Annotated in this window: 17 protein-coding genes and 1 pseudogene; 13 read left to right on the forward strand and 5 right to left on the reverse strand. The window is 64.6% G+C overall.

Annotation, left to right across the window (positions count from 1 at the left end):
- Positions 1-173 precede the first annotated feature (173 nt).
- The 12 genes from BLS85_RS16980 (at position 174) to BLS85_RS17040 (ending at position 15,350) form a co-directional block, all read left to right on the forward strand.
- The gene (locus tag BLS85_RS16980) at positions 174-2,582 is read left to right on the forward strand and encodes a methyl-accepting chemotaxis protein (RefSeq protein ID WP_092787931.1); all 2,409 of its coding nucleotides are present in this window, start codon (positions 174-176) and stop codon (positions 2,580-2,582) included.
- 591 nt (positions 2,583-3,173) lie between these two features.
- Complete coding sequence (locus BLS85_RS16990; protein ID WP_092787933.1) at positions 3,174-5,138, forward strand: methyl-accepting chemotaxis protein; 1,965 nt, start codon at positions 3,174-3,176, stop codon at positions 5,136-5,138.
- A gap of 67 nt (positions 5,139-5,205) precedes the next feature.
- Positions 5,206-6,930: a chemotaxis protein CheW gene (locus BLS85_RS16995; RefSeq protein WP_143027238.1), complete on the forward strand. Its 1,725-nt coding sequence runs from the start codon at positions 5,206-5,208 to the stop codon at positions 6,928-6,930.
- Positions 6,931-6,944: 14 nt separating this feature from the next.
- The gene (cheB, locus tag BLS85_RS17000) at positions 6,945-8,033 is read left to right on the forward strand and encodes a chemotaxis-specific protein-glutamate methyltransferase CheB (RefSeq protein WP_092787935.1); all 1,089 of its coding nucleotides are present in this window, start codon (positions 6,945-6,947) and stop codon (positions 8,031-8,033) included.
- Between the two features lie 26 nt (positions 8,034-8,059).
- Positions 8,060-8,728 carry a HEAT repeat domain-containing protein gene (locus BLS85_RS17005; protein ID WP_092787936.1) on the forward strand — a complete coding sequence of 223 codons (669 nt, stop codon included), beginning with the start codon at positions 8,060-8,062 and terminating at the stop codon, positions 8,726-8,728.
- Positions 8,718-9,578: a CheR family methyltransferase gene (locus BLS85_RS17010; protein WP_092787937.1), complete on the forward strand. Its 861-nt coding sequence runs from the start codon at positions 8,718-8,720 to the stop codon at positions 9,576-9,578. Before BLS85_RS17005 ends, BLS85_RS17010 begins: the two co-directional genes overlap by 11 nt.
- A gap of 21 nt (positions 9,579-9,599) precedes the next feature.
- Positions 9,600-9,980 (forward strand): response regulator, encoded by a 381-nt coding sequence (locus BLS85_RS17015; protein ID WP_092787938.1) that lies wholly within the window; start codon positions 9,600-9,602, stop codon positions 9,978-9,980.
- Positions 9,977-12,664 carry a chemotaxis protein CheA gene (locus tag BLS85_RS17020; RefSeq protein ID WP_092787939.1) on the forward strand — a complete coding sequence of 896 codons (2,688 nt, stop codon included), beginning with the start codon at positions 9,977-9,979 and terminating at the stop codon, positions 12,662-12,664. The genes BLS85_RS17015 and BLS85_RS17020 overlap by 4 nt, the downstream gene beginning before the upstream one ends.
- Complete coding sequence (locus BLS85_RS17025) at positions 12,655-12,891, forward strand: hypothetical protein (protein ID WP_092787940.1); 237 nt, start codon at positions 12,655-12,657, stop codon at positions 12,889-12,891. The genes BLS85_RS17020 and BLS85_RS17025 overlap by 10 nt, the downstream gene beginning before the upstream one ends.
- Positions 12,864-13,715, forward strand: coding sequence for a ParA family protein (locus BLS85_RS17030; protein ID WP_245699276.1), 852 nt, complete (start codon positions 12,864-12,866; stop codon positions 13,713-13,715). Before BLS85_RS17025 ends, BLS85_RS17030 begins: the two co-directional genes overlap by 28 nt.
- The gene (locus BLS85_RS17035) at positions 13,690-14,058 is read left to right on the forward strand and encodes a response regulator (RefSeq protein WP_092787942.1); all 369 of its coding nucleotides are present in this window, start codon (positions 13,690-13,692) and stop codon (positions 14,056-14,058) included. Before BLS85_RS17030 ends, BLS85_RS17035 begins: the two co-directional genes overlap by 26 nt.
- A complete protein-coding gene (locus BLS85_RS17040) occupies positions 14,055-15,350 on the forward strand; it encodes a methyl-accepting chemotaxis protein (protein ID WP_092787943.1) in 1,296 nt (431 codons plus the stop codon). The genes BLS85_RS17035 and BLS85_RS17040 overlap by 4 nt, the downstream gene beginning before the upstream one ends.
- A 311-nt stretch (positions 15,351-15,661) precedes the next feature.
- Here the strand turns inward: BLS85_RS17040 and BLS85_RS19515 are convergent.
- The 4 genes and pseudogenes from BLS85_RS19515 to lepA form a co-directional block, all read right to left on the reverse strand.
- Positions 15,662-16,061 (reverse strand): annotated as a pseudogene (locus BLS85_RS19515) (helix-turn-helix domain-containing protein); the annotation flags it as partial.
- Positions 16,062-16,279: 218 nt separating this feature from the next.
- A complete protein-coding gene (locus BLS85_RS17050; RefSeq protein ID WP_092787945.1) occupies positions 16,280-17,155 on the reverse strand; it encodes a bacteriohemerythrin in 876 nt (291 codons plus the stop codon).
- A 42-nt stretch (positions 17,156-17,197) separates the two neighbouring features.
- Positions 17,198-19,048, reverse strand: coding sequence for a dihydroxy-acid dehydratase (gene ilvD / locus BLS85_RS17055; RefSeq protein ID WP_092787946.1), 1,851 nt, complete (start codon positions 19,046-19,048; stop codon positions 17,198-17,200).
- 102 nt (positions 19,049-19,150) lie between these two features.
- The gene (gene lepA, locus BLS85_RS17060; RefSeq protein ID WP_092787947.1) at positions 19,151-20,953 is read right to left on the reverse strand and encodes a translation elongation factor 4; all 1,803 of its coding nucleotides are present in this window, start codon (positions 20,951-20,953) and stop codon (positions 19,151-19,153) included.
- Positions 20,954-21,220: 267 nt separating this feature from the next.
- Between lepA and BLS85_RS17065 the strand changes: the two genes are divergently transcribed.
- Positions 21,221-22,420 (forward strand): DUF2336 domain-containing protein, encoded by a 1,200-nt coding sequence (locus BLS85_RS17065; protein WP_092787948.1) that lies wholly within the window; start codon positions 21,221-21,223, stop codon positions 22,418-22,420.
- Positions 22,421-23,211: 791 nt separating this feature from the next.
- Here BLS85_RS17065 and BLS85_RS17070 read toward each other — a convergent pair.
- The gene (locus BLS85_RS17070) at positions 23,212-23,520 is read right to left on the reverse strand and encodes a P-II family nitrogen regulator (protein ID WP_092787949.1); all 309 of its coding nucleotides are present in this window, start codon (positions 23,518-23,520) and stop codon (positions 23,212-23,214) included.
- Positions 23,521-23,866: the final 346 nt, after the last annotated feature.

Below are 23,866 nucleotides of genomic sequence, written 5' to 3' on the forward strand. Positions count from 1 at the left end.
AGATTACCGATTTTCGTCCTGGTCAACGCCAAATCGGCTTGCGCCAAATTAAAGGTCAATCTAATATACAATACAATTTCCGCTCGCGGAAAACTGGGAAAATGATTGAATCTAATAGTAAAAATTAGGCAAAGGCAACAAAGGGTTGCAATTTTTCACTTCAGGTCAATGCGATGTCTGTCCGGCAGGCAAAACAGGGGGCGATGATGGTGCGTTTCAGCCTAAAGATGCGCATGAGTTTGATCACGGTGGGAATGGTCCTGGCGTCGCTGACCTTGGCGTCCGGGACAGCCTTGGTGTTCACCCGCGCCGCTTTGCACGACAATGCCCTTGAGGTGTCGCGCCAGTCCGCAGAAACAGGTGTGACCACCATAGATCACATCTTGGGAGAAGCCTTGACCGTGGCGCGCGGCAACGCGATGGCACAAGAAACGTTACGCGCCGCCAACCAAACGGAGCGGGCCCTATATGACGCCTTGATGCGTGACCTGTTGACGGGACACCCCGACCTGCTGGGTGTCTGGAGCGGCTGGGAACCCAATGCGTTGGATGGACAGGACGCCGCCTTCGCCGGAACCGAAGGTCATGATGCCAGTGGACGGTACATGTCCTATTGGTATCGTGACGCAGGTCGCATCGACCGCACGGTTTTGTTGGATTACGAAACACCCGGTGTCGGCGATTACTATCTCCGTCCACGTGATGATAATCGCGAAGTCGTCCTTGAGCCCTATTTCTATCCTATTGCCGGGGAAGACACGCTTATCACCTCCCTTGCTCTGCCAATCCGTCATAAAGGTGCCGTTGTCGGCGTCGCTGGCGTCGATATTTCCTTGGGCGCTCTACAAAAACAACTTTCTACGTTGCGTCCCATGGAAACCGGGTGGGTCACGCTGATCACCGACCAGGGCACAATCGTCGCCGACCGCAATCCGGCCATGCTGGGGAAAAATGCCGCCGACGCCGGATACGGCGATGACGCGCTGGCCACAATTACGCACGCACAGCCTTTTGAAAACGAAAATGCCACGGCATTGGATGGAACGCCCTTGTTGCGGGTGGTCCTGCCGGTTTCCCTGGGAGAGACAGACTCGACCTGGGCCGTGGTCACCAACATTCCGCGCGCCACGGCGCTGGCTGCGGTCAATGAAATCACCTGGACCCTGATCGTGCTGGCGTTGATCGTGGCCGCCGTATCGGTTGCACTGTCCTGGTTCTTTGCCCTTCGGATCAGCACACCGATCGTCTCCATCACAGACATCATGAAACGCTTGGCCTCCGGCGATCTGACGGTGACCGTGCCCGACACCCATCGTAAGGACGAGATCGGCGCTATGGCCGCCGCAGTCGAGGTTTTCAGGGAAAACAGCAAGAAAATCGAGGGCATGCAATCCGAGCAGGAGGCTGCGCATCGCCGCAACGCTCGCCGCGTGCAAACCGAAATGTTCGCCCTGACCAACGCGCTCGAACAAGAAGTGCACAGCGCCATCGATATCGTGCATCGGCAATCCACCACGATGCAGAAGGTCGCCAACGATATGGCCCAGGCCGTCAAGCATACCGAGATGGGCGCGGAAGCGGCCTCAGCGGCATCGCAAGCCTCCTCCTCCAGTGTCGACGCCGTGGCCGCGGCCGCTGAGGAAATGGCCGCGTCCATCAGTGAAATTAGCCGTCAGGTCGTCGGCGCCACGCAGATCGCCAACCGGGCCTCGCAGCAAGCCGAGGGCACCAACGCCCATATCGAAGGCCTGGCCGATGTCGCCAACAAGATCGGCGAAGTGGTCAACCTGATCAGCGACATCGCCAAGCAAACGAACCTGTTGGCGCTCAACGCCACCATTGAGGCGGCGCGGGCCGGCGACGCGGGCAAGGGCTTTGCCGTGGTCGCCAACGAGGTCAAGACGCTGGCCAACCAGACCGCCAAGGCTACCGAGGACATCGCCACCCAGATCGGCGACATGCAGGCCGCCACCCGGGATGCGGTGGACGCCATCAAGGGCATCGTCGCCGTCATTGGCGAGATCAACGAGATCACCGTCACGGTGTCCTCGGCGGTGGAGGAACAGACGGCGGCCACCGGCGAAATCAGCGAGAACGCCCAGCATGCTGCGGAAAGCACCCAGAATGCCTCCGACAACATCGCGGCGGTCACCTCCAACGCCGTTGACACCGGGCAGCACGCCGGGGCGGTGCAGCAAGCCGCCGGAGACGTCCTCGAACGGGTCCAGGCGATGCAACGATCACTGGAACGGATCATCCGCGCCGGCAGCGCCGAAGACCGCGAGGCCAACGCCCTGCATACCGTCAACATCGCGGTGACCGTGGATATGGGAACCGGCACCCTTCAGGCCGGCTTGCTGCAGGATGCCGCTCTCAGCGGGGTGGGCACCCTGGATCGCTCCATCTCCGGCGAACGCGGCCAAACTTTCCTTATGGATATTCCCGACGTCGGCCGCCTGAACGGGATCATCGTCGCCACCACCGCCCAGGCCACTCACATCCGCTTGGACATGACCGATAGCGAAGCCCGAACGTTCAAGTCGTTCGTTGATCGGCGGCTTCACAAATCGACAAAGATGTGATGCGGACGACCAAAGAGAACTGGCCGCCGGGGACATATGGACAGGGCGATCCGTGGATCGTCTGCCTGAGACCGGCGTAGATGCCGAGACAGGAGGAGAGACGACCGCGCCGGCCCCTTTGACCAAGCGGCCCCGCAGAGCGGGGCCGTGACGCGCCGCCTTTCAACGCGAAAGTGGCCCTTGCGGCGATCAAAGGCGAGAAGACGCTGGCCGAATTGGCGCAGCAGTTCAACGTCCACCCGAACCAGATCACGGCGTGGCGCAGCCCGGTAGCGAACAACGCCGCAATCGGGGAAGGTGTGCCAAACTGTCATGCAGAACAATTGGTGCGGGTCCGCTCCAATTGTTCCTTTTTCCGGCTCTTGCGGCATTGAATGGCTGCCATGCGACGACCGATATTTAATGACTCCAAGACCCAAAACCGCCATCATGTTCGCGGGCATCCGGGGCATCCTGTCGTTTTCGATCCTTCATGCGAAGTGCCACGGAACGCCATGCCTGCGAGGAGGCATGGTCTGTGGACTGTGTGACCTGTGCGGATCGAAAATGCTCAGCCTTGCCCTTTTTCTTCGTTCATAAGGAGAAGCGGTTATGGCGTTGCGGAAACAGGCTTCTGGGGCGGACACAGACCATGCCCCCCGGGACTCCTTGGCACAGATCGCACCAAACGCTTCAAACGCCTTAGCCGGGCGCGATCAAGCGCGGGCCAATAAGGACGCCGACGCCAAGCGCCGCCAGGCCCGGACCCTCGCCCGCCAACAGCAGGCGGCCGAGAAGATCGCGTCCGCCTCAACAGAGCTGCTCGCCGGTCTGAACGAACAATCCGGCGCCGCCACGGAACTGCGCGCCAGCATGGAGCAGATCGCTTCCGGCGCGGAGGAGGCCAGCAGCGCCGCCCAGGAAAGCCTGAGCGCCGTCACCCAGATCTCGGCCAGCCTGGACGAGCAGGGCCGCACCTCTGAGTCCGCCCGGACCAAGACCGTCCAGCTACAGGACCTGATCGGATCGGTCGCGGACGAAGTCGGGGCCATGGTTGATAATGTCAGCGCGGCCAGCGACCGTCAGAATCAGTCCGTCAAGATCATTGCCCAGTTGGAAACCCGCGCTCAGGAAGTGAACGAGGCCGTCAGTTCGGTGATTCGCATCGCCGATCAGACCAGCCTGCTGGCCCTGAACGCGGCCATCGAGGCGGCCCGGGCCGGCCAGCACGGCAAGGGCTTCGCCGTGGTCGCCGATGCGGTGCGGACCCTGGCCGAGAACTCGGAAAAGAACGCTGGCAACATCCAGGACCAGATCGGCCGCATTCAGGAGAATGTGAAGACCGTCACGGAGGGCATCACCCGCTCGGCCGACATCGCGGCGAAGGAGGCGGAAAAGGGGCAGGAGGTCATCGGCCAACTGTCCACGGTCCGCGCGGAGATGGAGACCCTCAAGGAGGGTGCCGACGCCATCAGCGCGGTGGCGTCCGATTCAGCCGAAGCGTCCATGGAAGCGCAGAAGGGCTCTGAGACGATCGCCTCGGCCGCCGAAGAACAGTCGGCGGCCTGCGAGGAGTCCCTGAAGGCCCTGGAGGAACAGACCCAGGCCCTGGATGCCTGCGTTCAGGCGGCGGAGGCGCTGGAGGCCCTGGCCGAGGACCTGAAGAATTCGTCCAACATCACCAAGAGCGCCGAGGACGTCGCCAGCAGCGCCGAGGAATTGTCCTCGACCGTGGAGGAAATGAGCAAGTCGGCCTCGATGATCCAGACGGCCCTGGGCCAGATCAATAACGGCGCGTCGCAGGCGGCAAGCGCGTCGGAGCAGTCGTCGCGCGTACTGACCCGTGTGCGCGATTCCGCTGTCCAGACCAATGATCGTGCCCAGCAGGCCACCGACATCGGCCAGCGCGTCATCGCCGCGTTGTCCGAGAACAAGGCCAGCGTCGATGGCATGATCAATACGATCAACGAGGCGCTGGAGGACGGGCGCAAGAACCTCGCCACCATGAGGGAGATGGAGGAGATCAGCCAGCGCATCGACAAGGTGGTGGACAGCATCTCCAACGTCGCCATCCAGACCAGCATGCTGGCCGTCACCGGCGCGGTCGAGGCTGCCCGGGCCGGCGAGTTCGGCAAGGGCTTCGCGGTGGTCTCCACCGATATCGAGAACCTAGCCAACGAAGCCATGGAGAACGCCGAACAGATCAAGGACATGGTCAAGGCCATCCAGATCCAGATCCAGACCGTGCGCACCGACCTTCAGTCCATTACCGATGATTCCCTGCAGGAGGTGGAGAAGGCCAAGGCCACCACTAACGCCCTGGTGACCATCGGCCAGGATGCCGAGACGGTGATGCGCGGCAACCAGGAGATCCAGAAGGCCTCCGCCGAAATCGCCACGGCCGTCGAACAGGCCCTGAAGGGGTCGGAGCAGATCGCCGCCGCCGCCGAACAGGCGCTCAAGAGCTCGGAGCAGGCCAGCACCGCCGCCAAACAGCAGTCCCAGGGCGCCGACGAGTTGGCCGCCGCGATCGAGGAGATCGCCTCCATCGCCGACGAACTCCAGAGCAATTCATGACCGCCGCCCGGAACCCCGCCCAAGGCATGGGGCGATGTTTCGTTGAGGCTTGGATGTGGAGGCGATCATGACCCAGGCTGCCGAAGCCATCGACGTTGCGTCTGAACGGACGGACGATGGCGAACGCGGACAGTACGTGAACTTCACGATTGACGCGGAATGCTTCGCGTTTCCGATGCAAACGGTCCAGGAAATCATTCGCGTGCCGGAGACGGTGGCCGTTCCCCTGACAAGCCGCAGTCTCATGGGGCTCGCCAACCTGCGCGGATCCGTCATCCCCGTGCTCAGCCTGCGCGGCCTGTTGGGCCTGACCGAAAAAGAGGCCACCGACGCCAGCCGGGTCTTGGTCATCGACCATGGCCGTCCGGTCGGTCTTGTCGTGGATCGCGTCGCCAGCGTGATGAATGTCGATCGGACGGATGTCGAGGACGCGACCAACATCAAGACCACGCTTGACACCGATGTCCTGGCCGGCGCCGTCAAGAACCAGCAGGGATGGGACCTTGTGCTGCTGCTGGATGCGTCCAAGGTTCTGGACGGTGAGTTCGGCGCCATCGCGGCCTCGTCCGAGGCCGCGAACGACACCGGTTCGGCCCGCAAGGCCGAGGATCGCGGCGACGAGGACGCCGCCGACGACAGCACCCGGCAACTGGTCAGCTTCCTGGTGGACGGCCAGGAGTACGCCTTCCCGATTGCCCGGGTCGAGGAGATCGTGCGGGTGCCCGACAGCATCAGCCAGGTCCCGAACGCGGATCAGGACGTGTTCGGCCTGATCAATCTCCGTCAGCGACTGCTGCCCCTGCTCGGCCTGCGGCGTATGTTCGGGCTGGCGGATACCGAACTCGGCGAGGATACCCGTATCGTGGTCGTTCGATTGTCGGCGACCCAGACCGTGGGAATGATCGTCGACAAGGTGCGCGAGGTTCTGCGTGTCCGACAGGCCGATTTGGATGAGGTGCCGCCGCTTCTCTTCCAGGGTGGCACGGACGGGGAGTTCGAGGCGGTCTGCCGTCTGGATGAGGGAAAGCGGTTGGTCTCCATCCTGTCGGTCGAGGCCATGTTTCATCACCCGGCCGTGCAGCAGGGACTGGCTCAGACGCAGACGCAGACGCAGACGGGAGACACGGCGGTGATCGAAGCCGACGACGCGGCCGACCAAGCCGCGGGGGCAACGCAGGACGACATCCAGTTGGTCGTCTTCCGGTTGGCCGAGGAAGAATACGGCGTCGAGATCAACTCGGTGCAGGAGATCATTCGCCTGCCCGATCAGTTCAGCAAGGTCCCCAAGACGGCCGCCTTCATCGACGGCATGGTCAACCTGCGCGGCGCCGTGTTGCCGGTGGTCGATCTGCGGGTTCGCCTGGGTATGGATCGCCGGGCCGACCGTGATGACCGACAACGGATCATGGTTCTCAATCTGGGAGGGGCACAGACCGGGTTCGTGGTCGACTCCGTGTCTGAAGTGTTGCGGCTGCAAGGATCGGAGATCGAGGAGGCGCCAAGAATGTCGGCCGAGCAGGCCCGCATGATGGGGTCGGTCGCCAACCTGAAAAAGCAGGGCCGCATGATCCTGCTGATCGACCCGCGTTGCCTGCTGGACAAGGGGGAGATCGAACACCTCCATCAGCTTGACAAGACGCCACCGCCCGCGCCGCCACCCGCGCCGGTGGTCCTTCCAACCCAGGCGTCACCCACGGCAGCTCCGGCCGATCCGGGTGGGCAGCAGACCCCGCCAGCCGACCCGGTCCGCAAAACGCCTGTTGAGGACGATGCGGGTGGACGCACCAGCTAGAACCGGTTGAGCCCATGAAAGTCCTGGTGATTGAAGACTCTGCCCTGATGCGGCGGGAACTCCGGAAGATCCTAGGCAAAATCCCGGATGCCGAAGTCCAGACCGCCCGCAATGGAGCGGACGGTCTGGAAGAGATCGAGAAGTTCGACCCCGACGTCGTGACCCTGGACATCAACATGCCGGTCATGGACGGGCTGACCTGCCTCAGCCACATCATGACGCGCTTCCCGCGTCCCGTGGTGATGGTGTCGTCCCTGACCGAAAAGGGCGCGCTGGCGACCTTCGAAGCCTTGGAGATGGGTGCCGTGGACTACATCCCGAAGCCAGACGGCACGGTGTCGCTGAATGCCCAGGTCATGGAACGGGAGTTGATCGCCAAGATCCACGCCGCCATGCGCTCACGTCCGGCCAGAAACCGGGCGCCGTCCGCGTTGATGCGCCGCACGGCCACGACCCTGACTCGTCGTCGATCCGCCCCGGCGACGCGACCGGCCCCGACCGTTGCCCGCCAACGGGCCGAGGGATTGATCCTGATCGGGTCATCGACCGGTGGCCCGTCGGTGGTCGAGGACATCATCCGCTCGTTGCCTCTGGATCTGCCGTGGCCCATCGTCGTCGCCCAGCACATGCCGCCGCAGTTCACCAACACCTACGCCCGGCGCATGAACGACGTCTGCGACCTGACCGTCATCGAGGTTGATCGGCCGCGCGCGGTGGAACCCGGCACCGTCTACATCGGACGCGGCGGCAGCGACGTCGTCCTGACCCGTCGCGCCGGTCGCCTAACGGTCCTGTCGATGCCGCCTGACGCATCAGTACCATGGCACCCCAGCGTTGATCGCATGGTGGATACGGCCCTTGAGCATGTCGATCCCGCCAACATGGTCGGCGTTCTGCTGACGGGCATGGGCGACGACGGCGCGCGGGCCATGACCGACCTGAAAGGCCGGGGCGGCCGAACCATCGCCGAGTCCGAGGAAACGGCCATCGTCTACGGTATGCCCGCCGAACTGGTCGCTCAGGGCGGCGCCACCGAAGTCCTGCCCAATCCTCGCATCGCCCGCCGTGTGCGGGACTGGTGCATGACCCGGGCGTCATTCTGACCGCCGGCCTGACTGGAGGAGATCGCATGCCCCTCAGCCGAACGGACAGCGGCCAAGCGCCCGGCGCGGAGGCGCCCGAGAGCATCGGCACCGTCGATCAGGCCCGCGAGCACCTGGGCGATTCGGACTCCAACGCGCGGCGCCGCGCGGCCAGGGCGTTTGTCGATTTCGGGGGGGACCCGGCGGTGCTGTGTCGCCGTCTCGAAGACGAGGACAACCTCGCCGTGATCGAGTTGGCCATGACGGCCCTTGTGGACGCCGCGACGGGCTCGGACGGTGACTCCGCCGCCCGACGGGACACGGTCGAGGCGCTGATTTCCCTGATGCGGTCAAAGAATGCTTCGGTTCGGGTGCAGACGGTCTCGGCGCTTCAACAGGTGCCGGACGAGACCGCCGCGTTCGTGCCGGCTCTGATGTCCGATCCCGACCCCAACGTCCGCATCTTGACGGCCAACCTGCTGCAAGACTTCGCCCATCCCGACACCCACGCATGGTTGCGCGCCCTCCTGCGCACGGACACGCATGTCAACGTCTGCATGGCGGCGGTGGAAGCCCTCGCCGAAACGGGCACGCCGGACATGGTGGAGGACCTTGATCGATTGGTGGACCGGTTTCCCGACCAGCCCTTCGTCGCGGCCGCTGTTGCCCAGGTGCGCCGCCTGATCGAAGGGAGGTCCGAGCCTGATGGATCATGATGCCCGGCCTACTGCAGACATCCACCTTTCGGACGTGGACTTTGAGCGGTTCCAGGAGTTCTTTTATCGGAAAACGGGAATCCAGTTCGGAGAGAACAAACGCTATTTCGTAGACCGGCGCGTCGCGCAAAGGATGCACGAAACGGGGAGTACGACGTTCCGATCCTACCTCACCTTCGTGAAGTTCGAAGTCGGTCAGCACGAGTTCCAGCGCCTCGTCGACATCATGACCGTGAATGAAACCTATTTCTACCGGGAGGCCTTTCAGTTTGATTGCATGGTCCAGGACGTACTTGGGGAGTGCCTTGTCAATCGCAGGGGTCATGGTCCCCTGCGCATCTGGTCCATGCCCTGTTCGACGGGCGAAGAGATCTATTCCATCGCGCTCTATCTGCTGGAGCGCTGGCCGAAACTCAGGGAGATAGACGTGGAGTTGGTCGGTGCCGACATCAACGAAACGGCCCTGCTGCAGGCGCGCCGGGGACTCTACGGGCCACGCGCGGTGCAGAACCTGCCGGCGTCCATCCTGAATCGCTATTTCACCCCGAAGGACGGCGAAACGCTTGAAATTAAGCAGGACATTCGGGATGCCGTGGACTTCGTGCTCTGTAATATATGCGACAAATTTATACCTCCTACACTGTCAAATTTTGATATCGTCTTCTGCCGCAACATGTTGATTTATTTTGACACCCTGTCACAAAAAAGGGCTGTCGAGAATATTTTCTCTGCGCTGCGCCCTGGGGGGTTTCTGTTTCTGGGGCATTCCGAGTCCATGAGCCGGGTTTCGTCCGTTTTCACGGTGCGGACGTTCGCCGATTCCCTTGCCTATCAACGTCCGCTGTCCTGAGGCGGCCTGGAGGAGACGATCATGGCGAAACCCCGGGTCCTGATCATTGACGATGCCGCGACGGTGCGCGCCTTCCACCGACACCTACTGGAAGGCATGGACCTTGAGGTGGACGAGGCGGTGAACGGTGTGGAGGGTCTGGAAAAGGCCCTCCGCCAGCCCTTTGACCTGTGGCTTGTAGACGTCAACATGCCCACCATGGATGGGATCCGATTCCTGTTCATGGCGCGCCAGAATGACCGCATCCGGGACGTGCCGGCGATCATGATCACCACGGAATCCGAACTTCGCGACAAGACCCAGGCACTGGAGAACGGAGCCAATCTCTTCCTCGTCAAACCGGTGGATCCCGACGTGTTTCGAAGCCGCGTCGCTGTCATGTTGGGACGGAGGGCCGCATGACCTCGCTTCTGACCCGATTCATCAGCGAAGCGCGGGGGCTGCTGGAGCAAGCCTCGGCCGATCTGCTGGCGCTGGAAAAGGCACCGGACGACCAGGAGGTTCTCAACAGCCTGTTCCGCTGCATGCATACCCTCAAGGGGTCGTCGGGCGTGGTCGAGGGACTGGACCCGCTGACCCGCGCCGTTCATGCCGGCGAGGATCTGCTGGATGACTGCCGGGGGGGTAAGCTCTCGTTTTCCGCCAATCTCGCGGATCCGCTGTTCGACACTGTGGATCTGGTGGGGGAGTGGCTGGATGCCCTTGGCGACACCGGCGCGTTGCCGGACGACGCCGGCCGGGTCGGCGCCGCGCTCGCGAACACCCTGCGCGGATTGCGCGCCGACAGCCCGGAGGCGGCGGCGGCCGATACACCCGCGCCAGTCGCGTCGGCCGATCACTGCGACTGGCTTCGGCTGGTTGATCATGGCGTCCGCCGCGACATGTATATCGCGCTGAGCGCGCCCGACGCCGCGCTGATCGCGTTCGAATACGTCCCGGATCCGCAGTGCTTCTTCGTCGGTGACGACCCGCTGTTGACGGCGCGGACCGCGCCCGATCTGGTGTGGCGCGGCGTCGAGCCGGCGAAACCCTGGGACGATGATCTCGCGGCATTCGACCCGTTTGCCTGCAATCTCCGCATGCGCGGCCTTGGCACCGCGTCGCTCGATGCCTACGACCGGCATTTCGCCTATGTCATCAACGACGTGCGCCTGCTCCCGGTGGCCCGGGCGGAGTTGGTGACCCTGGACGGGCCGGTGGCCGGCGCCAAGGTGTTCGAGCCCTTCTCGGAGGATGCGAGGGGCCTCGTGAAGGCCGCCGACTGGGACGGGCTGCGAGCGGCCGTGGCGACGATGCGCAGTGTCGCCGGCGGAACGGACGGGTTCGAGGGCCAGGCCCTGGACTGGCTCGACCTGGTTCTGAACAGCGGGCCCATCGATCCCGCCCTGGTGAACCGTCTGGTGATGGCCATCGCCACCGGGCGCGACGAGGGGGGCGAGACCGGTCCCGCGCCGATGCACCCGTCCACCGACACGCCGGCCGGTCCACCAGGGGAACCGCGCCCGGCTCCGGCGCTGGATCCGACCACCGCCGCCGCCGCCGATATCCTGATGGCTCAGTTGGAGGCGCTGGCGATGCCCATGCCGCCGGACCAGCGCCTAGCCCAGTTGCCGTCCCGTAAGGAGACCCTCGTGCGGGTCCTGACCGCCCTGGACAACATGGAGGCGGTGGAAAAGCTGACAGCGATTGTTCACCAGGCGCGACGCGAGGAGGATGCGGTCCTGCTGGCCGAGGTGGCGCGGGACATGCTGATGGATCTCGGCGTGCTCGAACCGGACGCTGAGACCGCCAGCGTCGCCCCCGCCAACGTTCCATCCGGGGGGGCGCCGACCGCCCGCAAGCCGGCCGAGGCGCCGTCAACCGCCGACCGGCGCGGTCGTAGCACGAAGCCGAAACTGCGGGAAATCAAGGTCGACCAGGAGCGCATCGACAGTTTGATGGATCTCGCCGGCGAATTGGTGGTGGCCAAGAACGCGCTGCCGTTCCTGGCCCGCCGGGCGGACGTCGAGTTCGGCGTGCGCGATCTGGCGCGCGAAATCAAGGGACAGCACCAGACCCTCAACCGCATCGTCGAGGACCTCCAGGGCGCCGTCATGCAAGTGCGCATGGTGCCCGTCTCGGCCGTGTTCGGCGCCTTCCCGCGCTTGGTGCGCGACTACGCCCGCAAGCTGGACAAGAAGATCCGCCTGGTGGTCGAGGGCGAGGATACCGAAGCCGACAAGAACGTGATCGAGGACCTGTCGGACCCCCTGATCCACCTGATCCGCAACAGCATCGACCACGGCCTGGAACCGGCCGACGAACGCGTTGCGGCGGGGAAGTCCGAGGAAGGCACCATTGAACTGCGCGCCTATCAGGAAGAAGACCGCGTGGTGATCGAGGTCAACGACGACGGTCGCGGCATCGACGCGGACAAGCTGAAGGCCAAGGCCATCGAGAAGGGCGTCATCACCGCCGAGGCGGCCGCCGACCTGTCGGAGACCGACGCCCTCAATCTCATCTTCGCCCCTGGCTTCTCCACCGCCGAGAAGGTCTCGGACCTGTCCGGGCGGGGCGTGGGCATGGATGTGGTCCGGGTGGCGCTGGAACGGGCCGGGGGGACCATCAAGGTGTCCAGCACGCTTGGTCAGGGGACCCGGGTCCGTCTCAGCCTGCCGCTCGCCATGGCCATCAGCCGCGTGATGATGACCACGCTGGCCGATCAGCCGTTCGGCATTCCCATGGATTATGTGGTCGAAACCGTGCGGATCCGCCGCTCCGATATCCACCACATCAAGGACCGCGAAGCCACCGTTCTGCGGGGACGGGTGGTGCCCTTGCGGCGCTTGCGCTCCCTGCTTGGCATCGAAACGGTCATCGACGTGTGGGATAGCGGCGGCGTCCTGGAAGAGGCCGTTCTGGTGGTCAACGACGGGTCAGGTCACACGGGCTTGGTGGTCGATGACTTCGAGGAGAACGTCGAGGTCATCCTCAAGCCCATGGAAGGGATCATGGCCCGCTTCGGTCACTACTCTGGCACGGCGCTGCTGGGGGATGGACGGGTCCTCCTCGTGCTCAACCTGCGGGAAATCCTGAAATGGCCCTAGACCTGAAAAAGACCGTGGCCAACCTTTCCGGCACTGTCACGGTGCAGGAGGCGGAACCGCTTCTGGAATGGCTGCAAGCCACGCCGAAGGGCAAGCTGAACCTTGCCGACTGCGAGCATCTTCACGCGGCTGTGCTCCAGGTGATCCTGCGCACCGGGGCAACGATCCAGAAGGAACCAACCGATCCGGACCTGACGACATGGCTGAAGAGCGCGGGCGCGTTATGACGGCCTCGGACAAAGCCATCGTCGCCGTGGCAAACCGGAAAGGGGGGACCGGCAAGACCACCACGACCGTCAATCTGTCCGTTGAGTGGGCGCGGCAAGGATGGCGCACGTTGGTGATCGACCTGGATTCTCAGGGGCACACCGGCCTGGGGCTGGGCGTGGACGGTGCGGCCAACCCGGCGGCGACGGTGCATCATCTGTTTCGAGACCCCGCTGTGCCCCTGGAAACCCTGTGTTCGCGGACGGAGGTGGAGGGGCTGACGGTCTGTCCGGCCGACCCCGGCTTCGATGGCCAGATCGCGGGCGCCGTCGATCCGTTCCTCCTCCGACGCTGCCTGGAACAGGCGGACGCGCCTCGCTTTGACCGCGTGGTGATCGACACGCCGCCAACCAGTGGTGCCGCGCTGCTCATCGCCTTCGTGGCGGCGACCGGCATTCTGGTCCCGTCGCCCCCGGACTTCCTCGCCGCCGAGGGCATCCGCCAGCTCAGCCAGCTCTTCTATACGGTGGCCACCCGCCACAACCCGGACCTGACCCGCTTCGCCATCCTGCCGGTCATGCATGACCCGCGTTTGCGCATGCATAGGACCGTGATGCAGGATCTGGAGCGGCAGTTCGGACGAACGCGGATGCTGCGCGGTATTCGAACGGACATCAAACTGGCCGAGGCGTTCGGTGCCGGACAACCGATCCAGGTGTTCAACCGCCGCAGCCGGGGTGGTCTGGACTATCACCTGCTGGCCGAGGAACTTGACGCCGCCTGGTCCTGGGCGCCCGCCATAAAGAAGGATGCTGTTCATGAAATCGGTTCTCCTGGTCGATGACTCCGACACGATCCGGGCCAGTGTTTCGGATATCCTGACCCGCAACGGCCTGAAGGCCGAAACCGCCAAGGATGGCAAGGACGCGCTTGGGAAGCTAAACGGGTTCAAGGCTGATCTGATCATCACCGACCTCAACATGCCGGTCATGGACGGCCTGGCGCTGATCAAGGAGATCCGGAAGCTGCCTGCATACCGCTTCACGCCGGTGCTGATGCTGACGACCGAATCGCAACAGGCCAAACGGGATGAGGCCCGCGCCGCCGGCGCGACCGGTTGGCTGGTCAAGCCGGTCAAGCCCGATGACCTGATGGCCGTGGTGCGAAAAGTGGTGCCCGGGGCATGACGACTCGCGATGCCCTCAACGGCGGAGCCGGCCTCCGGGTTTCCGTCGGCGCGATCCTGGCCGCCGTGGCCGGTCTGGTGTTGCAGGTTCTGGCGGTCCTCGCCGCGTCATCCTGGATGGCTTGGCTGTCCCTGCCGGCGACAGCCCTGATCGCGGGCGCGGTATGGATGGCCGCGCGACACCAGGAGCGGGCCGGTGATCCGGCAGAGAGCCTGACAACCGGGAGCGCTGCCGGGGGGATCGCGCCTCGTGTCGGGAATGCGGGCCCTTCTCCCGTGGACGCCGTCCGTCCGCCGGTTGAGACCCAGGATCCTCCGCGTGGGATCATTACCGACCTGACGGGCTTCGAGGAATTCCGCCGTATCATCTCGACGCATATCGACCGGATCAACGGCAACACCGATACCGCCGCGATGGACATCCTTGCGGATCTTCGCGCCATTGAGACGGAGGTCAACGATCTGCTGGCTCACCTGCAGAACACCGATGCGACCCATTCCGTTGAGGACGTTCTGCGCAAGACAGAGCAACAAGCCGCCGCCAACCGCGACGACATTGCCCGTTTCCAGGACAAGGAGAGCGAGCTCAATCACATGGCGGAGCGCCGCGTCGAGGAGATCAGGTCCGAGGTGTCCAGCCTGGACACGCATCTCGAGGGCATCCGGGGCATTGCTCAGTCAACCCGCATGCTGTCGATCAATGCGGCCATCGAGGCCACGCGGGCCGGTGAACGCGGTGCGGGGTTCAATGTCATCGCATCCGAAGTCCGCGAGCTCGCCCATCGCTCGGCGGATTTGGCCAAGGCCATCTCCGAGGGCCTGCGCACGCTGGAATCCCAGTTGGATGCGTCGTTCCGCGACATCGTGTTTGATCGGATCGCGACCGAACAGGCGATGCTGGATACCCTCAGCGAGGGCATTACGGACCTGACCGCGACCCTGGAGGACCTGATCGCCCACCAACGGGAAACCCTGCTGACGGCCCAGCAAAAAGGCGAGCGTCTCGCGCCCAGCGTGGTCAACCTGATCGGATCCATCCAGTTCCAGGACATCACCCGCCAGCAGCTCGAGAACGTCGGCAAGGGCGTGGTCGCGGTTGAAGGTCTGCTGGGCGACATCGCGACGGCCCTGGACCGCCCGGATCGCGGGCGCGCCTACGCCCCCCGGCTGCACACGGTTCTGGATACGATGTTCCATTCCTACGTCATGGAGGCGGAACGGGCGGCGCATCATGGCGGGACAGCCCTCTCGGACACCACCGTGGAGGATCCGCCGGCGATCGAACTGTTCTGAACGCGGGTTCGGCGTACAGCGTGGACCAGAGGAACTCGGTGCAAAGGGTATTGAATTGCCGAGCTTTTTTCTGAGTTTCGCGCGGCGAAAAACCCCAGTGCACCTGTTGTTTCGTGAGAGAGCCTAAAAAACAGGAAAAACGGCAGCCATATTCTCTCTCGAGGAACTGATCCGAAGCATGCTGGTTGCTGTCGGCATTGTCTCTGGCATCAGTCTCGCCTTTAGGGCGCTTTCCGTTCACTCTGGATCATACCCGGCCTTGACGAAGTCGTTGGCGCATTCGGCAGGGGATACGGCGTCGAGGGCTTCGGCGCCGTCATGCTCTCCAGCCGGAGCGCCGCGACCAGGGTGGTGGTTTTCCAGTGACCATGCGGGACCGCCGCCCGGCACCGCTCTCCGCGCGGGGACCGGCCGTGGCGGCGGGCCGTGTCCAGATCGGGGTGCGCCTCGAACCAGGCGAGGTGCCGGCCCATTACGTCCTCGCGCCCCTGTTCGGCTGCGCGCGCCGTCTTTTCTTCAGTGTCAGGCCGTGACGCGCGAACAACCGCCACAGGGTGCTGGCCGCCGGCCGGACACCCGTCATGCACGGGCCCATCGGGTCGCGCTGGAGACGCTGACCCCAAACCGGGCCGCCGTCTGGCGTCGTGATGCTCCGTCTTCAACGGCACGGATAACCCGGACGCGGCCATCCTCGGAAAGCGATCCCGCCATGCCTGCTGGCCTCCTTCCCCCCCGCAGGACTCTTGAATCACATCCGCGCCGCCAGGGGAAACCCAGCCGAGTCAAATCGTTTGGATTGCACTCTAGTGCAGCGACGCATTCAAGGGATTCCCCTAGAATGCAGACGTCGCTGCACAAAACATTGTTTCTCGTGCACTTTCGATCCAGACAAAAGAATGCAGGCTGCATCTTTTGTCTGGATCAGTGTACTAGCGTTCCGCCAACGCCCGCGCTGCTGTCTGGACCAGTTTGAGCGCGGTGATGGGCTTCTCAAGGAAGGCATCGACGCCGGCGGCCTTCGCCATCTCACTGAATCCCGGTTCGCCGTACCCGCTGATCATCACGATGGGCGTGGTCACCCCGCGTCCGCGCGCCTCGCGCACGAACTCCAGCCCGTCCATGCCGTCCATGCGCCAGTCCACCAGGATCAGCGTCGGGACCGCCTCCGCCAGGGCCGCAAGGCCCTGATGGGCGTCGTCCACCAGGGTGATGGAAGGGCAGCCCAGCCCCTTCAGGATGGTGCGCAGAATGACCTGGAAGTTCTGGTTGTCATCCAAGACCAGCACCGACATGGAGGAGAAATCCAACGGCGCCGGCCCAGGGGCCTGATCCTGGTTGGCCGGCGGCGCCATGGAGTCGGGCACGGCGTCAAAGGAAATGGCGGCGGCCTCGCGCATCGCCTCGGGATGTTCGATGACGGCCGAGCGGTAGCGGAAGTCCTGCTTCAGGATGTGATCGATCAACCAGGAGCGCAGGAACTCCATGACCTCGCGGGCGTTCACCGAACCGGGATTACGGAGATACTCGCTGCGACTCTCGCGGGCGCGCTGGGACAGTTTCTGGTGCATCTCGCGGTGCAGGGCCAGTTCCGGGAAGCCGGCGGCCTGCATCAGCCTTTCCTCGCGCGCGAAATGGTACTGCGTGTAATCGACGAGGGTGTTCAGAACGCTCCCCAGGGTGGAGGCCTCCTCCTCCGCCCCGATACAGTCGTAGGCCTGATTCAGCAGGTCCACCAGAACCCTGTGGTCTCGGTCGATGAGGTCGATTCCGGTTTCGAGGTCCTTGCCCCAATTCACATAAGCCATGGCTGAGTGTTCCGCCCCTAAAGGTTTCGGCCTTGCGCCGGTTCACGGCTCCACTTGCGTCACATCGCGCACCGCGCCCATATCGGCGCTGGTGGTTAGGGCCGCGTAGGCCCGCAGCGCCGGCGAGACCGCGCGCGTCCGTGCCGCCGGGCGCCATGCGGCGCTTCCCTTCGACTCCATGGCCGCGCGGCGCCGCGCCCATTCGGCCTCTTCGACGCGCGCGCCGATGGTCCGCCCCGGAATGTCGATGTCGATGATGTCACCCGGCTCCACCAGGGCCAGCCCGCCGCCGGCCGCCGCCTCGGGCGAGGCGTGACCGATGGACAGCCCCGACGTGCCGCCGGAAAAACGCCCGTCGGTGACCAGGGCGCAGCTCTTGCCCAGGCCCATCGATTTCAGATAGCTGGTCGGATACAGCATTTCCTGCATGCCGGGGCCGCCCTTGGGGCCCTCGTAGCGGATCACCACCACGTCGCCGGCCTTGACCTCGCCGCCCAGGATTTTGGCCACCGCCTCCTCCTGGCTTTCACAGATCACGGCCGGGCCGGAGAAGCGCAGGATGGAGGCATCCACCCCGGCGGTCTTCACGATGCAGCCGCGCTCGGCCACGTTGCCGTACAGGACCGCCAGTCCGCCGTCGGCGGAAAACGCGTGCGCGCCCTCGCGGATCGCGCCGCTGCTGCGGTCGAGGTCCAGGTCGTCATAGGACCGGTTCTGCGAGAACGCCTCGACGGTGCGCACGCCGCCCGGCGCGGCCTTGAAGAAGTCGCGGACCTCGGCGTCGTTGCTGACGCGGATGTCCCAATGCGCCAGCGCCTCACCCAGGGTCGCGCTGTGCACGGTCGGCACGGTGGTGTCGAGCAGGCCCAGCCGGCCCAACTCGCCCAGGATGGCCATGATGCCGCCGGCGCGGTGAACGTCCTCCACATGCACGTCGGGCACCGAGGGTGCGACCTTGCACAGGTTCGGCGTCGAGCGCGACAGGCGGTCGATGTCGTCCATGGTGAAGGGGATCTCCCCCTCGCGCGCCGCCGCCAGCAGATGCAGGACGGTGTTGGTGGACCCGCCCATGGAAATGTCCAGGCGCATGGCGTTCTCGAACGCGGCGCGGCAGGCGATGGAGCGCGGCAGCACGCTGGCGTCGTCCTCGTCGTACCAGCGCCGGCACAGATCGACGATGCGCCGGCCGGCCTCCAGGAACACGTTGCGCCGCCGCGCGTGCGTGGCCACCAGGGTGCCGTTGCCGGGCAGGCCCAGGCCCAGCGCCTCAGCCAGACAGTTCATCGAGTTGGCGGTGAACATGCCGGAGCACGATCCGCAGGTCGGGCAGGCGGAGCGCTCGTACGCCGCCACCGCCTCGTCGCTGGCCGTGGCGTCGGCGGCATGCACCATGGCGTCGACCAGATCGACCGCGCGCTCCTGGCCGTCCACCACCACCTTGCCGGCCTCCATCGGCCCGCCAGAGACGAACACCACCGGGATGTTCAGGCGCATGGCCGCCATCAGCATACCCGGGGTGATCTTGTCGCAGTTGGAGATGCACACCAGCGCGTCGGCGCAGTGGGCGTTGACCATGTATTCGACGGAGTCGGCGATCAGCTCGCGCGACGGCAGGCTGTACAGCATGCCGCCATGGCCCATGGCGATGCCGTCATCAACGGCGATGGTGTTGAATTCCTTGGCGACGGCCCCGGCGGCCTCGATCTCGCGGGCCACCATCTGGCCCATGTCCTTCAGGTGAACGTGACCCGGTACGAACTGGGTAAACGAGTTGGCAATGGCGACGATCGGCTTGCCGAAATCATCGTCGGTCATGCCCGTCGCGCGCCACAGGCCGCGCGCTCCGGCCATGGTGCGGCCGTGCGTGCTGGTGCGGGAACGAAGCTCGGGCATGGCGGGACCCCCTCATTGGCCGGTAAACATCGGTCCCACCTTGTACATGACCGGCCGCGCGTGGCAAGAGCGCGCGGTGAAATGCGCAGGGACGTCCGCCCCTCACCCCTCCTTCATGCGCAGGGCCTCGATGAAGGCGGACTGGGGGATCTCCACCTTGCCGAACTGGCGCATGCGCTTCTTGCCCTCTTTCTGCTTCTCCAACAGCTTCCGCTTCCGCGTCACGTCGCCGCCGTAGCACTTGGCGGTCACGTCCTTGCGCATGGCGGAGATGGTCTCGCGCGCGATCACGCGCCCGCCGATGGCGGCCTGCAGCGGGATCTTGAACATGTGCCGGGGGATCAGGTCCTTCAACCGCTCGCAGATCTGGCGGCCGCGGAACTCCGACTGGGTGCGGTGGGCGACGAACGACAGCGCGTCCACCGGCTCGTTGTTGACCAGGATGGAGACCTTGACGAGGTCCGACGGTGTGTATTCCGACATCTCGTAGTCGAAGCTGGCGTAACCGCGCGAGATCGACTTCAGCCGATCATAAAAGTCGAACACGATCTCGTTCAGCGGCAGCTTGTAGACCGCCATGGCCCGCGCGCCGGCATAGGTCAGATCGAGTTGCTCGCCGCGCCGCTCGGTACACAGCTTCAGAACCGGTCCGAGGTACTCGTCCGGGACGATGATGGTGGCCTTGACCCACGGTTCCTCGATGGAGTCGATGGTCACCGGGTCCGGCATGTCGGCCGGGTTGTGAAGCTCCAGGTAATCCCCGTTGGTCAGGTGCATCTTGTAGACCACGCTGGGCGCGGTGGTGATCAGGTCGAGGTCGAACTCGCGGCTCAGGCGCTCCTGGATGATCTCCATGTGCAGCAGACCCAGGAAGCCGCAGCGGAAGCCGAAGCCGAGCGCCGCCGAGGTCTCCATCTGGTATTCGAAGCTGGCATCGTTCAGGCGCAGCTTGCCGAGGCTGTCGCGCAGGGTCTCGAAGTCCGAGGTGTCCACCGGGAACAGGCCGCACCACACCACCGGCACCGACGGCCGGAAACCCGGCAACGGCGTCTCGCACGGCCGGCGGTCGTCGGTGAGCGTATCGCCCACCTGGGTGTCGGCCACCGACTTGATGCCGGCCATGATGAAGCCCATCTCGCCGGCCGACAGGGTCTCCGTCTCGACCAGCTTGGGCGTGAACATGCCGACCTTGTCGATGGGGTGCACCGCGCCGGTGCGCATCATGCGCATCTTCATGCCCTTGCGGAACGTGCCGTCGATCACGCGGACCAGCGTGATGACGCCCAGATAGGGGTCGTACCAGGAATCGACCAACAGCGCCTTGGGCGGGTTTTCCACCTCGCCCTGGGGCGGCGGCAGGCGCTTGACCAGCGCCTCCAGCACGTCGGTCACGCCCTGGCCGGTCTTGGCGGAGATGGGCAGCGCCTCCGAAGCGTCGATGCCGATCACGTCCTCGATCTGCTCCTTGATGCGGTCGGGCTCGGCCGCCGGCAGGTCGATTTTGTTGAGGACGGGGACAATCTCAAGATCGTTCTCAAGCGCCAGATAGACGTTGGCGAGGGTCTGCGCCTCCACCCCCTGTGAGGCGTCCACCACCAGCAGCGCACCCTCGCACGCGGCCAGCGAGCGCGAGACTTCGTATGAGAAGTCCACGTGTCCCGGCGTGTCCATCAGGTTGATGGCGTAGGTCTTTCCGTCGCCGGCCTGATAGGTCAGGCGAACCGTCTGCGCCTTGATGGTGATACCGCGCTCGCGCTCGATGTCCATGCTGTCGAGCACCTGCTCCTTCATCTCGCGGTCGTCCAGCCCGCCGCACATCTGGATCATGCGATCCGCCAGCGTGGATTTGCCGTGGTCGATGTGCGCGATGATGGCGAAGTTGCGGATGTGCGAAAGGTCGGTCATGGATGGTTGAGCCCAAGGAAGAGTTGTGCCGCCAACTGCCAGCGGACGGACAATAGGAGTGATCGGGGTTCAGTTCAACACAACCGATCCCGGGTTCGTGACACTGGTGTGATCGAACGGGGGCGATGGAGCACTTCATTCGACACGCCGTTAAAATTTCAGTATGGTTTCGCGTATATCTTTTGGCATAGTCGATGGTTCGGAGGCATGGCGCGACCCCTTTTCGCTCCCACTGTCTCGTCCCCTGACCCACAACAGGTGCGCGGAATGGCGCCGTCCGACGACGAGCAAACGCAGACCGAGGCGATCGACGCCCCCTATCTTCTGGCGCTGGCCCGACAGAAGACGGTGGCCTCACGCAATGCCCTGGCGGAGGTGATCGCCGGCCTGTTCGGCAAGGGCGCCGACACCCTCAATGACCGCGAATTCGCGCTGATGGCGGATATCCTGCGCCGTGTGCTCAAGGAAATCGAGATCTCGGTGCGGCGGCGCATCGCCGCCGGCTTCGCCAGCCGGCCGGACGTCCCGCGCGATCTGTTGACCTTCCTGGCCAACGACGAGATCGACGTGGCCTATCCGGTGCTCAGCCAAAGCCCGGTGCTGCGCGACGCGGACCTGATCGAGGTCATCCGCAACCGCACCCTGGAACACCAACTGGCCGTCGCCGTGCGCTTCGAGGTCAGCGAGGCGGTGTCGGACGAACTGGTCAACACCGGCAACGAGACCGTCATCACGGAACTGCTGAAGAACCCGGACGCGCGTATCTCCCGGGCCACCCTGGGCTATCTGGTGGAACAGTCGCGGCGGGTCGGCGGATATCGGGAGCCCATCCTGTCGCGCCGTGAACTGCCGGAGGATTTGGCCAAGCGCATGGTGCTGTGGGTCTCGGCCGCGCTGCGCAAGACCATCGTGGATCGGTTCGATCTGGACCCGATCGAGGTCGATGAGATGATCGAAAAGGCGGTGCTCGAACCCGACTCAGCGGATGCCGACTCGGAAACGGGGGCGACCACGGCCGCCGAGCGTCTGGCGGACGAACTGAGCGCGGCCGGGCGCAACGACGCCGACTTGATGATCTCGGCGTTGCAGAACGGCGAGGTGTCGCTGTTTGTCACCCTGTTTGCGCGCGCCGCCCGCATGCGGGAGATTCTGGTGCAGCGGATGCTGTTCGAGCCGGGCGGCGAGGGGCTGGCCATCGCCTGCAAGGCCCTGGGGTTGGCGCGCGAGGACTTCTCGGTGATCTTCCTGTTCTCGCGCAAGGCTCGGCCGGTCTCGGCGACGGTGCTGCGCGACGAACATCAGTCCGTGATGGCCCTGTACGACCGCATGACGGCCGAGGTCTGCCGCAAGGTTCTCAACCGCTGGCAGCGCGATCACAATTACCTCAAGGCCCTTCTGGCCGTGGACTTCACGGAATCCAGGGGCATGGAGGCGGCCCTGCCGACAAACTCCCTGGATTCGGCCTGACGCGGAGCCCCATTGAAACGTGCGCAATCCGGCAAACTGGCTCGTAGGTTGGGGTGAGCGGAGCGAACCCCAACATCGTTCGACTCCGTTGGCCGGATCCGTTGGGGTTCGGGGTGTTGCCCCTCGCCCCAACCCACGGAGCGGCGACCGACGCGCGCGAACCCATCCAAGATCTCTCGGAAGAGGTGCCGCCGACGTCGCCGACTCTGATCGATGAAACAGGTGGCCCCAGGACGCCTGCCGCCCATCGACATCCCGGCGGCTATCCTTCGGCCAGCCGCCCTACAACAGGCGCCAGTTTCGTTCTTGAAGGGGCGGGGCCGTCCCCCGGGATGACGGAATGACCTCCACACCCGCCTTGCCGCAGGTGATCGGCCCGCATGAGGGGCGAGAACTGGACTTCATGCTGTCCGGCGAGAAGCCGCTGGCCCTGTTCTGCGACATCGTTCCGTCGCCTTATGAATGGCCGGACGCGCTGTTCGAACCGCATGTGTCATCGGGCCGACTGGTCCAGAAAGACATGCTGGCAGAGACACCGGATGGCCGTCACACCGTCCGGCATCTCTACTACGCCCCGCCCCAAGAGGCCTGGCGGATCGACGAGGCCCATGCCCTCGCGTCGAAACACTTCGACTCCTGGTGCGACGAGGCCGCCGAGGTCTGCGCACAGCTTGGTCGCTTGCTGGGGTATCGCGAGGACGACATCCGGCGGTTCATCGCGTGGACGGAGCAGACCCAGCGGGACCGACGCGGGTCTTCGCTGGATCAGACACCCGGTCCACAGACCTCGATCAGAACCGCTCCAGACGAATCACCTGGATGTCGGAGACACAAACCACCCCGGGCCAGCTTTCCAGAATCGGCGCCAATCCCTCCAGCAGGGCCTCCGCCTTCTTCGGGCGGGTCAGCACCACGACCTGCACCATGTGCTGGGCGTCGACCGGCATGTCGTCCTGCCAGGCGCCGTCCAGGCCCCGCCCCTCCAGGGTTGGGATGACGGTATAGCGTTTGGCTCCGCACTCCTGGATGAGTTGGACCACCTGCTTGAGCTGCGGCTTTTCGATGAACATTTCAACTTTCTTGACGGTATGCGTCAGCATGACCCCATTTCCCTCTCCCGTGTGTCCGTGCTGTACCCGGCGACGGACAGGCCGGCGGGGCAGCGTATCACACGATCCCTGCGAAGACGTACCCCATCCCACCCCCTCGTCGGCGGCGGGGTCGGCCAAGGGCTGCGACCGGATCGCGACCACGGCAACGAGTCCAGGTTAATGAACCGGGTCTGCAATGAGCTGGGCAATGACGGCGGGGTCCCAGCCTGCGACCTTGCGGGTAGTCTTGATGGATCGCTTGCCGCGTCCGGCGCGGATGATATTGAAGGCGAAGCGGCGCACGAGGGCCATGTTCTGGGCGCCGTGCCCCCGTCGCAGTCGCGACTGATCCTCC

The organism is Rhodospira trueperi (assembly GCF_900101965.1).
In the GTDB taxonomy this organism is placed as follows: Bacteria; Pseudomonadota; Alphaproteobacteria; order Rhodospirillales; family Rhodospirillaceae; genus Rhodospira; species Rhodospira trueperi.

Bases quoted from the DNA above. Each gene is read 5' to 3' on its own strand.
- BLS85_RS17040 (WP_092787943.1), top strand. From the start codon at position 14,055: ATGACGACTCGCGATGCCCTCAACGGCGGAGCCGGCCTCCGGGTTTCC.
- BLS85_RS17030 (WP_245699276.1), top strand. From the start codon at position 12,864: ATGGCTGAAGAGCGCGGGCGCGTTATGACGGCCTCGGACAAAGCCATC.
- BLS85_RS16995 (WP_143027238.1), top strand. From the start codon at position 5,206: ATGACCCAGGCTGCCGAAGCCATCGACGTTGCGTCTGAACGGACGGAC.
- lepA (WP_092787947.1), bottom strand. From the start codon at position 20,953: ATGACCGACCTTTCGCACATCCGCAACTTCGCCATCATCGCGCACATC.
- BLS85_RS17020 (WP_092787939.1), top strand. From the start codon at position 9,977: ATGACCTCGCTTCTGACCCGATTCATCAGCGAAGCGCGGGGGCTGCTG.
- BLS85_RS17070 (WP_092787949.1), bottom strand. From the start codon at position 23,520: ATGCTGACGCATACCGTCAAGAAAGTTGAAATGTTCATCGAAAAGCCG.
- BLS85_RS16990 (WP_092787933.1), top strand. From the start codon at position 3,174: ATGGCGTTGCGGAAACAGGCTTCTGGGGCGGACACAGACCATGCCCCC.
- BLS85_RS17035 (WP_092787942.1), top strand. From the start codon at position 13,690: ATGAAATCGGTTCTCCTGGTCGATGACTCCGACACGATCCGGGCCAGT.
- BLS85_RS17010 (WP_092787937.1), top strand. From the start codon at position 8,718: ATGGATCATGATGCCCGGCCTACTGCAGACATCCACCTTTCGGACGTG.
- ilvD (WP_092787946.1), bottom strand. From the start codon at position 19,048: ATGCCCGAGCTTCGTTCCCGCACCAGCACGCACGGCCGCACCATGGCC.
- BLS85_RS17015 (WP_092787938.1), top strand. From the start codon at position 9,600: ATGGCGAAACCCCGGGTCCTGATCATTGACGATGCCGCGACGGTGCGC.
- BLS85_RS17025 (WP_092787940.1), top strand. From the start codon at position 12,655: ATGGCCCTAGACCTGAAAAAGACCGTGGCCAACCTTTCCGGCACTGTC.
- cheB (WP_092787935.1), top strand. From the start codon at position 6,945: ATGAAAGTCCTGGTGATTGAAGACTCTGCCCTGATGCGGCGGGAACTC.
- BLS85_RS16980 (WP_092787931.1), top strand. From the start codon at position 174: ATGTCTGTCCGGCAGGCAAAACAGGGGGCGATGATGGTGCGTTTCAGC.
- BLS85_RS17050 (WP_092787945.1), bottom strand. From the start codon at position 17,155: ATGGCTTATGTGAATTGGGGCAAGGACCTCGAAACCGGAATCGACCTC.
- BLS85_RS17005 (WP_092787936.1), top strand. From the start codon at position 8,060: ATGCCCCTCAGCCGAACGGACAGCGGCCAAGCGCCCGGCGCGGAGGCG.
- BLS85_RS17065 (WP_092787948.1), top strand. From the start codon at position 21,221: ATGGCGCCGTCCGACGACGAGCAAACGCAGACCGAGGCGATCGACGCC.